Origin of the sequence: Rhodobacter sp. NTK016B, assembly GCF_017303295.1 — a bacterium.
GTDB lineage: Bacteria > Pseudomonadota > Alphaproteobacteria > Rhodobacterales > Rhodobacteraceae > Pararhodobacter.
In genome coordinates this window covers 1-15849 of sequence record NZ_JAFKOK010000022.1, presented here as the reverse complement: position 1 = coordinate 15849, position 15849 = coordinate 1, and the positions used below count along the sequence as shown (strand labels likewise).

Annotated in this window: 9 protein-coding genes; 6 read left to right on the top strand and 3 right to left on the bottom strand. The window is 63.1% G+C overall.

Translation table 11 applies throughout. The features are described 5' to 3' along the window. Positions 1–226 precede the first annotated feature (226 nt). Positions 227–4363, top strand: coding sequence for a DNA-directed RNA polymerase subunit beta (gene rpoB, locus JI664_RS21950; RefSeq protein ID WP_207015934.1), 4137 nt, complete (start codon positions 227–229; stop codon positions 4361–4363). A gap of 97 nt (positions 4364–4460) precedes the next feature. Continuing rightward, the gene (gene rpoC / locus JI664_RS21945) at positions 4461–8693 is read left to right on the top strand and encodes a DNA-directed RNA polymerase subunit beta' (RefSeq protein WP_207015933.1); all 4233 of its coding nucleotides are present in this window, start codon (positions 4461–4463) and stop codon (positions 8691–8693) included. 70 nt (positions 8694–8763) lie between these two features. On the opposite strand, the gene JI664_RS21940 is transcribed toward rpoC, so the two are convergent. Both JI664_RS21940 and JI664_RS21935 read right to left on the bottom strand, forming a co-directional pair. After that, positions 8764–9240: a hypothetical protein gene (locus JI664_RS21940; RefSeq protein WP_207015932.1), complete on the bottom strand. Its 477-nt coding sequence runs from the start codon at positions 9238–9240 to the stop codon at positions 8764–8766. Between the two features lie 46 nt (positions 9241–9286). Further along, positions 9287–10504, bottom strand: a complete 1218-nt coding sequence (locus JI664_RS21935; protein ID WP_207015931.1) for an MFS transporter — start codon at positions 10502–10504, stop codon at positions 9287–9289. A 167-nt stretch (positions 10505–10671) separates the two neighbouring features. Here JI664_RS21935 and JI664_RS21930 point away from each other — a divergent pair, with 167 nt between their 5' ends. Continuing rightward, entirely contained in the window at positions 10672–11577 is a 906-nt protein-coding gene (locus JI664_RS21930; RefSeq protein WP_207015930.1) for a DMT family transporter, read from the top strand. On the opposite strand, the gene JI664_RS21925 is transcribed toward JI664_RS21930, so the two are convergent. Further along, entirely contained in the window at positions 11525–12379 is an 855-nt protein-coding gene (locus JI664_RS21925) for a glycosyltransferase (protein WP_207015929.1), read from the bottom strand. The genes JI664_RS21930 and JI664_RS21925 overlap by 53 nt on opposite strands. A gap of 343 nt (positions 12380–12722) precedes the next feature. Between JI664_RS21925 and rpsL the strand changes: the two genes are divergently transcribed. From rpsL to fusA, 3 genes are read left to right on the top strand one after another with little or no spacing between them, the layout of a single operon-like run. Continuing rightward, positions 12723–13094, top strand: coding sequence for a 30S ribosomal protein S12 (gene rpsL, locus JI664_RS21920; protein WP_109534093.1), 372 nt, complete (start codon positions 12723–12725; stop codon positions 13092–13094). Between the two features lie 12 nt (positions 13095–13106). Beyond that, positions 13107–13577, top strand: coding sequence for a 30S ribosomal protein S7 (gene rpsG / locus JI664_RS21915; RefSeq protein ID WP_207015928.1), 471 nt, complete (start codon positions 13107–13109; stop codon positions 13575–13577). A gap of 12 nt (positions 13578–13589) precedes the next feature. Then, positions 13590–15713 (top strand): elongation factor G, encoded by a 2124-nt coding sequence (fusA, locus tag JI664_RS21910; protein ID WP_207015927.1) that lies wholly within the window; start codon positions 13590–13592, stop codon positions 15711–15713. Positions 15714–15849: the final 136 nt, after the last annotated feature.

Genomic DNA, 15849 nt, shown 5'->3' with positions numbered 1-15849 from the left:
TGACATGGCTGGGTCCGGGATTTTCCGGGCCCGGCCAAAGCTGTTTTCTGAACGCTGTTTCCGGCAGGCGCTTGCGTGACAAGCCCCTTCCAGAAGCAGTCGAGGCTCGGGAGCGAACCTTTGGGACGGTTCGCAGGAATGGAGCCTCCGCTTCTGTTTCGCACGGGATGCCCCGCCGAGGCCCGACGGCAGGCGCATCCGCGAACGATGAAAGGTGATACCGAGCATGGCTCAGTCCTATGTTGGCCAGAAGCGCATCCGCCGGATGTTCGGCAAGATCCGCGAAGTGCTGGAGATGCCCAACCTGATCGAGGTACAGAAGTCGTCCTACGACCTGTTCCTGCGCTCGGGTGACAGCGACAAGCCCCTCGACGGTGAAGGTCTGATGGGTACGTTCCAGTCCGTCTTCCCGATCAAGGACTTCAACGAAACCGCGGTTCTGGAATTCGTCAAGTACGATCTGGAAAAGCCGAAATACGACATCGACGAGTGCCAGCAGCGCGACATGACCTATTCGGCGCCGCTGAAGGTCACGCTGCGTCTGATCGTGTTCGATGTGGACCCGGATACGGGCGCCAAGTCGGTCAAGGACATCAAGGAGCAGGAAGTCTTCATGGGCGACATGCCCCTGATGACGCCGGTCGGCACCTTCATCGTGAACGGCACCGAGCGTGTCGTCGTGTCGCAGATGCACCGTTCGCCGGGCGTGTTCTTCGACCACGACAAGGGCAAGACGCACTCGTCGGGCAAGCTGCTGTTCCAGTGCCGCATCATTCCCTATCGCGGCTCGTGGCTGGACTTCGAATTCGACCCGAAGGATCTGGTCTTCGCGCGTATCGACCGTCGCCGCAAACTGCCGGTGACGACGCTTCTTTATGCGCTGGGGCTCGATCAGGAAGGCATCATGGATGCCTATTACGACAAGGTCAGCTATCGGCTTGAGAAGAACCGCGGTTGGGTCACCAAGTTCTTCCCCGAGCGCGTGCGCGGCACCCGTCCGGCCATGGATCTGGTCGACGCGGCCACCGGCGAGGTCATCCTCAATGCCGGTGAAAAGGCGACGCCGCGTCTGGTCAAGAAATGGATCGACGACGGCCAGATCACCGAGCTTCTGGTTCCCTTCGAGAACATCCTGGGCCGGTTCGCCGCCGAGGACGTGATCAACGAGGAAACCGGCGAGATCTGGATCGAAGCCGGTGACGAGATTACCTGGGAAGTCGACAAAGACGGCGACGTCAAGGGCGGCACGCTGAAGACGCTGCTGGATCAGGGCATCACCGAGCTGTCGGTTCTGGACATCGATAACGTCAACGTGGGTGCCTATATCCGCAACACGCTGGCCGCCGACAAGAACATGAACCGCGAACAGGCGCTGATGGATATCTATCGCGTCATGCGTCCGGGCGAGCCGCCGACCGTGGACGCCGCCGCCGCGCTGTTCGACACCCTGTTCTTCGACAGCGAGCGTTACGATCTGTCCGCCGTGGGCCGCGTGAAGATGAACATGCGTCTGGCTCTCGACGCGCCGGATACGCAGCGCACGCTGCGCAAGGAAGACATCATCGCCTGCATCAAGGCGCTGGTCGACCTGCGTGACGGTCGTGGCGAAATCGACGACATCGACCACCTCGGCAACCGCCGGGTGCGCTCGGTCGGCGAGCTGATGGAAAACCAGTACCGTCTGGGCCTTCTGCGCATGGAGCGCGCGATCCGCGAGCGCATGTCGTCGGTGGATATCGATACCGTCATGCCGCAGGACCTGATCAACGCAAAGCCTGCCGCGGCGGCGGTGCGTGAATTCTTCGGCTCGTCGCAGCTGTCGCAGTTCATGGACCAGACCAACCCGCTGTCGGAAGTGACGCACAAGCGTCGGCTCTCGGCGCTTGGCCCGGGCGGTCTGACGCGTGAGCGTGCGGGCTTCGAGGTCCGCGACGTTCACCCGACCCACTATGGCCGGATGTGCCCGATTGAAACGCCGGAAGGTCAGAACATCGGTCTGATCAACTCGCTGGCCACCTATGCCCGCGTGAACAAATACGGCTTCATCGAGACCCCGTATCGCAAGGTCATCGACGGCAAGGTGACGGACGAGGTGCAATACCTCTCGGCCACCGAGGAACAGCGCCACGTGATCGCACAGGCGAACGCCACGCTCAACGAGCAGGGCGAATTCGTCAACGATCTGGTGTCGACCCGTCAGGGCGGCGAATTCATGCTGAACCCGCGCGAGGGTATCGACATGATCGACGTGTCGCCCAAGCAGCTTGTGTCGGTCGCGGCCTCGCTCATTCCGTTCCTTGAGAATGACGACGCCAACCGCGCGCTGATGGGCTCGAACATGATGCGTCAGGCGGTGCCGCTGCTGCAAAGCGACGCGCCGCTGGTGGGGACCGGGATCGAAGGCATCGTTGCCCGCGACTCGGGCGCCGCGATCATGGCGCGCCGTGCCGGTATCGTCGATCAGGTCGACGCGCAGCGGATCGTTGTGCGCGCGACCGAGATGCTGGAACCGGGTGAACCGGGCGTCGACATCTATCGTCTGCGCAAGTTCAAGCGTTCGAACCAGTCGTCCTGCATCAACCAGCGTCCGCTGGTGAAGGTGGGTGACGTGGTCGATCGCGGGGCGATCGTGGCGGATGGTCCCTCGACCGATATGGGCGAACTGGCCGTGGGCCGGAACGTCGTCGTCGCGTTCATGCCGTGGAACGGCTACAACTACGAAGACTCGATCCTTATCTCCGAGCGGATCCTGAAGGACGACGTCTATACCTCGATCCATATCGAGGAATACGAAGTCGCCGCCCGCGATACCAAGCTGGGCCCGGAAGAGATCACCCGCGACATCCCGAACGTCGGCGAGGAAGCCCTGCGCAACCTCGACGAAGCCGGGATCGTGTATATTGGCGCCGAAGTGCAGGCCGGGGATATTCTGGTCGGCAAGATCACTCCGAAGGGCGAAAGCCCGATGACGCCGGAAGAAAAGCTTCTGCGCGCCATCTTCGGTGAGAAAGCCTCGGACGTGCGCGACACCTCGCTGCGTCTGCCGCCGGGTGCCTATGGTACGGTCGTGGAAGTCCGCGTCTTCAACCGTCACGGTGTCGACAAGGACGAGCGCGCGCTGCAGATCGAACGCGAAGAGATCGAGCGTCTGTCGCGCGACCGCGATGACGAGATGGCGATCCTCGAGCGCAACATCTACTCGCGTCTCAAGCAGCTGATCCTCGGCAAGGTCGCGGTCAAAGGCCCCAAAGGCGTTCGCCCGAACTCGGAAATCACCGAGGAACTGCTCGACAGCCTGTCGCGCGGTCAGTGGTGGCAGCTTGCGCTGGCCGAAGAGGCCGAAGCGCAAGAAGTCGAAGCGCTCAACGCGCTGTTCGACCAGCAGAAGCGTCAGCTGACGCACCGTTTCGACGACAAGGTCGAGAAAGTGCGCCGGGGCGACGATCTGCCGCCGGGCGTGATGAAAATGGTCAAGGTCTTCCTGGCGGTGAAGCGCAAGCTGCAGCCGGGCGACAAGATGGCCGGTCGTCACGGGAACAAGGGTGTCGTGTCGAAAGTGGTGCCGCAAGAGGACATGCCGTTCCTCGCCGACGGGACCACGGTCGATCTGGTGCTCAACCCGCTGGGCGTGCCGTCGCGGATGAACGTGGGTCAGATCCTCGAGACGCATATGGGCTGGGCCCTGCGCGGCCTTGGGGTTCAGATCGACGAGGCGCTGCAGGAATACCGTCGTTCGGGCGACCTGACGCCGGTGCGCGATGCGCTGAAGCACGGCTATGGCGATCAGGTCTATGACGACGCGTTCGCCGGCATGGAAGAAGAGCGTCTGGTCGAGGCCGCCTCGGCCGTGACCAAGGGGGTGCCGATCGGCACGCCGGTCTTCAACGGCGCCAAGGAGATGGACGTCAACGACGCGCTGCGTCGGGCGGGCTTCAACGAAAGCGGCCAGTCGGTCGTCTTCGATGGCCGCTCGGGCGAGCAGTTCGTGCGTCCGGTTACCGTCGGCGTCAAGTACATGCTGAAGCTGCACCACCTTGTCGACGACAAGCTGCACGCACGCTCCACCGGCCCGTACTCGCTCGTCACGCAGCAGCCGCTGGGTGGTAAGGCGCAGTTCGGCGGTCAGCGTCTGGGGGAAATGGAGGTCTGGGCTCTGGAAGCCTATGGTGCCGCCTATACCCTGCAAGAGATGCTGACGGTGAAGTCGGACGACGTGGCAGGCCGGACCAAGGTCTACGAGAGCATCGTCAAGGGCGAGGACAATTTCGAGGCCGGTGTGCCCGAATCCTTCAACGTTCTGGTGAAGGAAGTCCGCGGCCTCGGCCTGAACATGGAACTCCTGGATTCGGAGGAAGACGAGTAACGGCGCGTCCCGCCACGCATCCTGCACGACGCTGTAGGGTGCGTGGTGTCCACGCACCGCGCCCGTCCCCCCTTCGAGCCGCATCAAGGATCATACGATGAACCAGGAACTGACCACGAACCCGTTCAACCCGCTGGCCGCGCCCAAGCAATTCGACGAGATCAAGATCTCGCTCGCCTCGCCGGAACGCATCCTGTCGTGGTCCTACGGGGAAATCAAAAAGCCCGAGACGATCAACTACCGCACGTTCAAGCCCGAGCGTGACGGCCTGTTCTGCGCGCGCATTTTCGGTCCGATCAAGGACTACGAATGCCTGTGCGGCAAATACAAGCGCATGAAGTATCGCGGCGTCGTCTGCGAGAAATGCGGTGTCGAAGTCACGCTGCAGAAGGTCCGCCGTGAACGGATGGGCCATATCGAGCTGGCTTCGCCGGTTGCGCATATCTGGTTCCTCAAGTCGCTGCCCTCGCGCATCGGCCTGATGCTGGACATGACGCTGCGCGATCTCGAGCGTATCCTGTATTTCGAAAACTACGTGGTGATCGAACCCGGTCTGACCGAGCTGTCCTATGGCCAGCTGATGACCGAAGAAGAATACATGGACGCGCAGGACAATTTCGGCGCTGACGCCTTCACCGCCGGTATCGGCGCCGAGGCGATCCGCGAAATGCTGTCGGCCATCGACCTTGCGTCGGAAGCCGAGAAGCTGCGCGAAGAGCTGAAGGAAGCCACCGGCGAGCTGAAGCCCAAGAAGATCATCAAACGCCTGAAGGTGGTTGAGAGCTTCCTCGAGTCGGGCAACCGTCCCGAATGGATGATCCTGACCGTGCTGCCGGTCATCCCGCCCGAGCTGCGCCCGCTGGTGCCGCTGGACGGGGGCCGTTTCGCGACCTCGGATCTCAACGACCTGTATCGCCGGGTGATCAACCGGAACAACCGTCTGAAGCGTCTGATCGAGCTTCGTGCGCCCGACATCATCGTGCGTAACGAAAAGCGGATGCTCCAGGAATCGGTCGATGCGCTGTTCGATAACGGCCGTCGCGGCCGCGTCATCACGGGCAACAACAAGCGCCCGCTGAAGTCGCTGTCGGACATGCTGAAGGGTAAGCAGGGTCGCTTCCGCCAGAACCTTCTGGGTAAGCGGGTCGACTTCTCGGGCCGTTCGGTCATCGTGACCGGGCCTGAGCTGAAGCTGCATCAATGCGGTCTGCCCAAGAAGATGGCGCTCGAGCTGTTCAAGCCGTTCATCTATTCGCGGCTCGAAGCCAAGGGCCTGTCCTCGACGGTCAAGCAGGCGAAGAAACTGGTCGAGAAAGAGCGTCCCGAAGTCTGGGATATCCTCGACGAGGTCATCCGCGAGCACCCGGTTCTTCTGAACCGCGCGCCGACGCTGCACCGTCTGGGCATTCAGGCCTTTGAACCCCAGCTGATCGAAGGGAAAGCCATCCAGCTTCACCCGCTGGTCTGCTCGGCCTTCAACGCCGACTTCGACGGTGACCAGATGGCCGTTCACGTTCCGCTCTCGCTGGAAGCCCAGCTGGAAGCGCGCGTGCTGATGATGTCGACCAACAACGTGCTGTCGCCCGCCAACGGCGCGCCGATCATCGTTCCGTCGCAGGACATGGTGCTGGGTCTCTACTACACCACCATGATGCGCGAAGGCATGAAGGGCGAAGGCATGGCTTTCGCCGATATCGACGAAGTCGAGCACGCGCTCGCTTCGGGCGAAGTGCATCTGCACGCCAAGGTCACTGGCCGGATCCTGCAGATCGACGAAAGCGGCAACGAGGTCATCAAGCGCTATGAGACCACGCCGGGCCGTCTGCGTCTGGGCGGTCTTCTGCCGCTCAACGCCAAGGCGCCCTTCGAGCTGGTCAACCGCCTGCTGCGGAAGAAAGACGTGCAAAACGTCATCGACACCGTCTACCGTTATTGCGGTCAGAAGGAATCGGTCATCTTCTGTGACCAGATCATGGGTCTGGGCTTCCGTCAGGCGTTCCGCGCCGGCATCTCGTTCGGCAAGGACGACATGCTGATTCCGGGCACCAAGTGGGATCTCGTCAACGAGACCCGCGATCAGGTGAAGGAATTCGAACAGCAATATCTCGACGGTCTGATCACCCAGGGTGAGAAGTACAACAAGGTCGTCGATGCCTGGTCGAAAGCCTCGGACGCGGTCGCAGCGGCGATGATGGCGGAAATCTCGGCCGTCCGTTACGACGACGAGGGCCGCGAGCTCGAGCCGAACTCGGTCTACATGATGTCTCACTCGGGCGCGCGGGGCTCGCCCGCCCAGATGAAGCAGCTGGGCGGCATGCGCGGCCTGATGGCCAAACCGTCGGGCGAGATCATCGAAACGCCGATTATCTCGAACTTCAAAGAAGGCCTGACCGTGCTCGAGTACTTTAACTCGACCCACGGCGCCCGGAAGGGTCTGGCCGATACCGCGCTGAAGACGGCGAACTCGGGCTACCTGACCCGTCGTCTGGTGGACGTGGCGCAGGACTGCATCGTCCGTGAAGACGATTGCGGCACCGACCGGTCGATCACCGCCTCGGCGGCGATCAACGACGGTGAAGTCGTCGCCTCGCTGGCCGAGCGTATTCTGGGCCGTGTCGCGGCCGAGGATGTGATCAACCCGGCCACTGGCGAGATCGTCGTCGAGCACAACCAGCTCATCGACGAACGCGACGCCGACCTGATCGAAGCCGCCGGCCTTGCCACGGTGAAGATCCGCTCGCCGCTGACCTGTGAAGCGGAAGAGGGCGTCTGCGCCAAGTGCTACGGCCGCGACCTCGCGCGCGGTACGCTGGTCAACAAAGGCGAAGCGGTGGGCATCATCGCCGCGCAGTCGATCGGTGAACCGGGCACGCAGCTGACGATGCGGACCTTCCACATCGGCGGCATCGCGCAGGGTGGTTCGCAATCGTTCCAGGAATCGGGTTCTGCGGGCAAGATCGAGTTCCGCAATACCAACGTTCTGGAAAATGCGGCGGGCGACCTGATCGTTCTGGGCCGGAACATGCAGATCGCGATCATCGACGAAAACGGTGTCGAGCGTGTGGCGCACAAACTGACCTATGGTACGAAGCTGTTCGTGCGCGACGGTCAGGACGTGGCGCGCGGCGACAAGCTCTACGAATGGGACCCCTATACCCTGCCGATCATCGCCGAAAAGGCCGGTGTGACGAAGTTCGTGGATCTGGTCGCGGGTCTGTCGGTGCGTGAAGACACCGACGAGGCCACCGGCATGTCGCAGAAGATCGTGACGGATTGGCGTTCGGTTCCGCGTGGCGGCGATCTCAAGCCCGAGATCATCGTCATGAACAAGGAAACCGGCGAGCCGATGCGCAACGATGCGGGCAACCCGGTCGTCTACCCGATGTCGGTCGACGCGATTCTGTCGGTCGAAGACGGACAGGATGTGCGTCCGGGTGACGTCGTCGCGCGTATCCCGCGGGAAGGGGCCAAGACCAAGGACATCACCGGGGGTCTTCCCCGCGTGGCGGAACTGTTCGAGGCGCGTCGTCCCAAGGACCACGCGATCATCTGCGAAATCGACGGCTATGTGCGCTTTGCGAAAGACTACAAGAACAAGCGCCGTATCTCGATCGAGCCCGTGGACGAGAATGTCGATGCGGCCGAGTACCTGGTGCCCAAGGGCAAGCACATCCCCGTGCAAGAGGGCGATTTCGTCCAGCGCGGCGACTACATCATGGATGGCAACCCCGCGCCGCACGACATCCTGCGGATTCTGGGTATCGAGGCTCTGGCGAACTACCTGATCGACGAAGTGCAGGACGTGTACCGACTGCAGGGCGTGAAGATCAACGACAAGCATATCGAGGTGATCGTGCGGCAGATGCTGCAGAAACTTGAGATCCTCGACAGCGGCGACACCACGCTGCTGAAGGGCGAAACCGTTGACAAGTTCGAGTTCGACGAGGCCAACGAAAAGGTCGAGTCGATGGGCCTGCGTCCCGCTCGGGGCGAACCGATCCTGCTGGGTATCACCAAGGCGTCGCTGCAGACCCGCAGCTTCATCTCGGCGGCCTCGTTCCAGGAAACGACGCGCGTGCTGACCGAGGCTTCGGTCATCGGCAAGCGCGACAAGCTCGTCGGCCTGAAAGAGAACGTCATCGTTGGTCGTCTGATCCCGGCGGGCACGGGTGGCGTCGCCACCGCGACCCGCAAGATCGCCGCCGACCGCGATGCCGAGGTGATCGAACAGCGCCGCGCCGAAGCCGAAGCCGTGCTGGTTGCCCCCTCGGGCGAGCCCACCGCGGACCAGGTCTTTGCCGAACCGCAGGCGGATGACGACGACCGCTGATCGCCAGCTCTTTTAAAAACAAAGCCCCCCGCAAGCTGCTTGCGGGGGGCTTTTCGTTGGGCCCGGCGTCTCACCCTCTGGCTGTGCCCCGACGCTGTCGCGCCCGCTCGGCGCAGGCGGCATGATCGAAACGCGCCAGAAAGACCTGCGCCCGGCGGCACGGATCATCGAAATACTGATCCGGCCCCCGCATCTTGCGCGCATTCAACGCCGGGGTGTCGAGAAGGTCGAAACGCACGCTTTCCACCGTGCATCGCCACTCGGCACCGCTCGCCCGCCGCCATCCCCGGACATGGTGCCGCAACAGGGCCTCCCGGTCGGAATACCCATGAAAGTCGAAGGCAATGGTCCCGTCTGTGACATAGACATGGTTCCCGGGCTTGCCGTCGGCGGGGATGATCCGCTCGGCCCAAAAGCCGGGCAGCGGGGCGTTGCGCAGATAGACCCCGGCAAGGATATGGCAGGCGCCGTGACCGAAGAAAATGCGGTCAGGCAAAAGCCAGCGGCGCTGCGGATCCTGCTTGATGCCGGGTTTGAGCCTGTACATTCGCTCAGGATACCGGCTTGCCGGGACGGGTAAAGGCCACGCGGCCCTATTCCACGCCGCTGCGCCGCGCGTCCCAGACGGTGAGGGCGAACAGCACGAAGCCCGCCGCACTCAGCGCCGCGCCGACATAGCCCGCGACGGGGAAGTCATAGCCCGCAGCAATGAAGCGCGCGGCAAGGAACGGCCCCAGAGCATTGGCCACGTTGAACCCCGCATGGTGCAGCGATGCCGCCAGTTGCTGCGCGTCGCCCGCGATGTTCATCAGCCGGGTCTGCAGCACCGTCGAGACGCCGCTGAGCAGGCACATCATGAAGACTGCGATGCCCATCGCCCACAGGCCGGTCTGCACGGCGAAGGGGAACAGGAACAGGATCACCGCCCCGCCGCCAAAGGACACATAGGCCGTCAGGTTCAGATTGCGGTCGGCGCACCAGCCCATGAACAGCGTGAAGAAGGTCATGCCGATCCCGGTGATGAACAGCATGATCGCCACGGCGTTTTCACCGGCGCCGAGCGTGCTTTGGACGGTCGAGGCGATATAGGTATAGACCGCGAAGAAACCGCCGAAGCCGATCGCACCCGTCAGCAGCGTCAGCCAGACCTGCCGGTTCTTCAGCGCGCCCAGCTCTTTGAGCGGCGCGGCATCGGGATCGGCGGGCGTGCGCGGCGCCTTCCACAGCACCGCCAAAGCCGTCAGCAGCGCCAGAACGACAACGATCAGGTACGCCGCGCGCCAGTTCAACAGTTGCGCCAGCAGGCTCGCCGCAGGCACGCCGATGGTGGTGGCCAGCGTCAGGCCCAGAAACACCCGCGCCACGGCATAGGCCTTGCGGTTGGGCGGCACGACCGAGGCCGCGACCAGCATCGCCACGCCGAAATAGGCGCCATGCGGCAGACCCGACAGGAACCGCGCAAGGGTGAAGGTGCCGAAACCGGGCGCCAGCGCCGAGAGCAGGTTGAACACCGCAAAGGCGACCATCAGCCAGATCAGCAGCATCCGCTTGCGAAACCGCGCCGCCGCCACGGCCAGCAGCGGAGCGCCGACGACGACCCCCAGCGCATAGGCGCTGATCGCGTCCGCCGCGCGGGCCTCGGTCACCCCGAGCTCTGCGGCGAAATCGGGCAGCAGCGCCATCGAGGCGAATTCGGTCATGCCGATGGCGAAGCCGCCCATCGCCAGAGCGGTAATCACCGTTCCGGCCGGGATCTGCCTGCCGCCGGGAAATCCGAGGCCGTTGGCGCAAGAAGGCGCGAGATCGGTCATGCGTGTCGCTTCGTGTTCGGGGGACCAGGAGGCCGGTCCCGTATTGAGCCTCCCTGCCCCGCTCACCTAGCCCGCGTGCGGCTTTCAGGCAAGCCCGGCGCCATCCGGAGCGCTTTTCTTTTCGCCTGTGAAATGCCATCACAGGCGGGTTCCTGCCGGGGTATTCCATGCTGTCCGACAATGCGCGCGGCGCGATTCTGATGATGACCGGAATGGCAGCCTACACGCTGTCGGATTCGGTGATGAAGCTGCTGGGCCCGTCGATGCCGATGTTCCAGACGCTGGCCTGGCGGGGCCTCGGCGTGACCCTGATCCTTGGCCTGATCGCGTGGCGGGCGGGGGCGTTCCGCGTTCGGCTGGGGCGGCGCGACCGCTGGCTGGTGGTGGGGCGGACGCTGGCGGATACCGGATCGGTCTGGTTCTTCCTTCAGGCGCTCTATCACATGCCCATCGCCAACCTGACGGCGATCCTGCAATCGCTACCGCTCACCGTGACGCTGGGGGCGGCCCTGTTCCTGCGCGAGCCGGTCGGCTGGCGCAGGCTGGCGGCGATTAGCGTGGGCTTTCTGGGTGTGCTGCTGGTGGTGCGGCCGCAGGCGGGCGCGTTCGACATCCATGCTTTGTACGCCCTGATCTGCGTGGCCTTCGTCACCACCCGTGAATTGCTCACCCGCCGGGTCTCGCGCGCCGTACCGTCGCTGCTGATCGCATGGGCCAATGGCGCGGCGGTGATGGTGTTCGGGCTGATCGGCGCTGCGGGCGAAGACTTTGTCACGCCGGACGCCACCACCGCGCCGCTCTTGGTCGCCACCTCGGTCGCCATCGTCGCGGGCTATCTGATGGCGGTGATGGCGGTGCGCACGGGCGAATTGGGTTTCGTCACGCCCTTCCGCTATGCAGGCCTTGTCTGGGCGCTGGTGCTGGGCTTCGTGCTGTTCGCCGAATGGCCCGACCCGGTGACGCTGCTGGGGGCCGGGCTGATCGTGGCGACGGGGCTCTTCACCTTCTACCGCGAGCGCGTCACGAGCCGTCGGCAACGTCGCGGTACACCGACTGGACGTGTTCCTGGGTGATACCGAAGGCTTTTTCGAACTTGCTCTCTTCTTCGGGCGTCAGGTAGCGCAGCTTGGTGCCGATGCGGTCGCGGGAATCGTTGTGATCGTTGACGCCCCGGATCCACATATCGGGATCGGTACGGGTGATGGTCGGCATATGCTGCCAGACCTCGTGATGGGTGAAGTTCATCACGCACAGATCGGTATCGGGCCGAAAGGCGATGGCGAAGGACACGCCGAGATACAGCGCCTTCTGTCGCTCGGCGCGGATACCCTTGGCGGTCGGGCGCGCGTTCCAGCCACGGGTGAAGTCGATGGCCACATGGCGCGAGCCTTCGAACAGCATGAAGTTCTGATCGAGGATCCGGCGGCATTTATGCACGAAACCCACGCCGATCGCGTCGTCGTCATCAAGACGGAACTGGATCGAATAGCTGCCCGGGACGCGGTATTCGTCGATCACCTCTTTCATGACTTCGCGGTGACGGCCCGGCGCGCGCGGCACGATGACCACCTGTTCGATATCGGCGGTGATGGCGCGCAGCTGCTCCATCCGTTCGGGCGGGAAGTCCTCGCCCACGACGACAAGGAAGATGAAATCCTGATCGGTCTGGGTGCGCAGCGACGGCAGGGTAAAGGTCTCGAACAGGCGAAACCGCTCGTCCAGACGCTCGGGCGCATAAAGGAAAGCAGCGCGTTGTTCGGGGCTTTCGTGCTCGGTCTTGAAGCCGCCCAGAGCGGGGTACGAGAACCGGCACAGACCGATGACATGCGCGTTGCGCGACGCGCGCCTGCGCTCGAGATACTCCTTGACGGCCATGCTGCCTGCCCCGTTGTTTTTTCGTAACGTAGCAAGGGCGCGGACGCGCGGCAACGCGCCTTGGACCGGGTGCGGCGTGTTGACAAGGGGGGCGACTCCCCCTATACGGCGCGCACCCGGGATCGGTCTGTGCCGAATCCGGGGCTTAAGAACACAATAGTGATCACGATCCGGGCGGTGCATGCCCCGATCCTCTGAGATTCCACCGCGACGCCAACCCCCGGAAAGGGCGCGTCGGCGGTTTTGTGCTTTGCGGACGCGCAAGGCAGACAAAACGAACTGCCCCCGGATTCCCCGTTGACGAACGGTGGTTGAACGGGCCGCAAGAGATAGGGCGAGCTGAATGCCTACGATTCAACAGCTGATCCGCAAGCCGCGGCAGCCGAAAGTTAAACGCTCCAAGTCGCAGCACCTGGAGAACTGTCCGCAGAAGCGCGGCGTCTGCACCCGCGTCTACACCACGACGCCGAAGAAGCCGAACTCGGCTATGCGGAAAGTCGCCAAAGTGCGTCTGACCAACGGCTACGAGGTCATCAGCTACATCCCCGGCGAGAAGCACAACCTGCAAGAGCACTCGGTCGTGCTCATCCGCGGCGGCCGCGTCAAGGACCTTCCGGGTGTCCGTTACCACATCCTGCGCGGCGTGCTCGATACGCAGGGCGTCAAAGATCGTCGTCAGCGCCGCTCGAAATACGGCGCGAAGCGTCCGAAGTAAGGAGAGACATCCATGTCGCGTCGTCACGCTGCTGAAAAGCGCGCAGTCCTGCCGGACGCCAAATTTGGCGATACCGTGCTGACCAAGTTCATGAACAACCTGATGGTCGACGGCAAGAAGTCGGTCGCCGAATCCATCGTCTACAACGCGCTGGACCGCGTCGAGAAGCGCCTCAAGCGCGCGCCGATCGAGGTCTTCCACGAGGCGCTGGACAACATCAAGCCGTCCGTCGAAGTGCGTTCGCGCCGCGTCGGTGGTGCGACCTACCAGGTCCCCGTCGAAGTCCGCATCGAGCGCCGTGAAGCGCTGGCCATCCGCTGGCTGATCACCGCCGCGCGCAAGCGCAACGAAAACACCATGGAAGAGCGCCTCGCTGGCGAGCTGTCGGATGCGGTCAACAACCGCGGCACGGCCGTCAAGAAGCGTGAAGACACCCACAAGATGGCCGACGCGAACAAAGCGTTCAGCCACTACCGCTGGTAAGGATTCCCGACCATGGCACGCGACTATCCGCTCACGCGATATCGTAACTTCGGCATCATGGCCCACATTGATGCCGGCAAGACGACCACGACCGAGCGCATTCTGTTCTACACCGGCAAGTCCCACAAGATCGGCGAAGTCCATGACGGCGCCGCGACCATGGACTGGATGGAGCAGGAGCAGGAACGCGGTATCACGATCACCTCGGCCGCCACGACCACGTTCTGGCAGCGTCAGGAAGATCCGACCGCCGAAGGCACCTCGGACACCAAGTACCGCTTCAACATCATCGACACCCCCGGCCACGTTGACTTCACCATCGAAGTTGAGCGTTCGCTCGCGGTTCTCGACGGCGCCGTCTGCCTGCTGGACGGTAACGCCGGTGTCGAGCCGCAGACCGAAACGGTGTGGCGTCAGGCCGACCGCTACAAGGTCCCGCGGATCGTGTTCGTCAACAAGATGGACAAGATTGGCGCTGACTATTTCAAGTGCGTCGAAATGATCAAGGAACGCACCGGCGGCACCCCCTGCCCGATCGCGTTCCCGATCGGCGCCGAGGACCAGCTGGAAGGCATCGTCGACCTGATCAAGATGGAAGAGTGGGTCTGGAAGGGTGAAGACCTCGGCGCAAGCTGGGTTCGTCAGCCGATCCGTGCCGAGCTTCAGGACATGGCCGACGAGTGGCGCGGCAAGATGATCGAACTCGCCGTCGACATGGACGACGAGGCGATGATGGAGTATCTCGAGGGCAACGAGCCCGACGAGGCGACTCTGCGCAGCCTGCTCCGCAAGGGCACCCTGTCGCTGACGTTCTTCCCGGTTCTGGGTGGTTCGGCGTTCAAGAACAAGGGCGTCCAGCCCCTGCTGAACGCGGTCATCGACCTGCTGCCGGCGCCGATCGACGTCCCGATGCTGATGGGCTTCTCGCCCGACGACGAGACCGAAGAGCGCAACATCGAGCGTCCGGCTTCGGACGAAGCGCCGTTCTCGGCGCTGGCGTTCAAGATCATGAACGACCCGTTCGTCGGCTCGCTGACTTTCGCGCGGATCTATTCGGGCGTCCTGAAAAAGGGTGACTCGATCCTGAACTCGACGAAGGGCAAGCGCGAGCGCATCGGTCGTATGATGATGATGCACTCGAACAACCGCGAAGAGATCGACGAAGCCTTTGCAGGCGACATCATCGCGCTGGCCGGTCTGAAAGAGACCACTACCGGTGACACGCTGAGCGACGCCAACAAGAAGGTCGTTCTCGAAACGATGAGCTTCCCCGATCCGGTCATCGAGATCGCGGTGGAGCCGAAGTCGAAAGCCGACCAGGAGAAGATGGGCCTCGCCCTCGCTCGCCTGGCTGCCGAAGACCCGTCGTTCCGCGTCGAGACCAACTTCGAGTCGGGCCAGACGATCATGAAGGGGATGGGCGAACTCCACCTCGACATTCTCGTCGACCGTATGCGTCGTGAGTTCAAAGTCGAAGCCAATATCGGTGCGCCGCAGGTGGCTTACCGCGAGACCATCTCGCACGCCGCCGAGGTCGACTACACGCACAAGAAACAGACCGGTGGTACCGGCCAGTTCGCGCGCGTGAAGCTCGAGATCACCCCGACCGAGCCGGGCGAGGGTTATTCGTTCGAAAGCCGCATCATCGGTGGTGCGGTGCCGAAGGAATACATCCCCGGTGTCGAAAAGGGCATCAAATCGGTGATGGATTCGGGCCCGCTGGCCGGCTTCCCGGTGATCGACTTCAAGGTCGCGCTGGTTGACGGTGCGTTCCACGACGTCGACTCGTCGGTTCTGGCCTTCGAAATCGCGTCCCGCGCCGGGATGCGTGAAGGTCTGAAAAAGGCCGGTGCGAAACTGCTCGAGCCGATCATGAAGGTCGAAGTCGTGACGCCGGAAGAATATACCGGTTCGATCATCGGCGACCTCACCAGCCGTCGTGGCATGGTCCAAGGCCAGGAGTCGCGCGGCAACGCCAACGTCATCAACGCGATGGTGCCGCTGGCGAATATGTTCGGCTACATCAACAACCTGCGCTCGATGTCCTCGGGTCGTGCGGTGTTCACCATGCTCTTCGACCACTACGACGCGGTTCCGCAGAACCTCTCGGAAGAGATCCAGAAGAAATACGCTTGACGGTGAGGCGGGGATAACCCCGCCCTACCACCCCTGTAGGCCGGGATCTGCCCGGCATCACCGACACACGAATAAGGAGCTGCCATCATGGCGAAGGCAAAGTTTGAACGTAACAAACCGCACGTCAACATCGGCA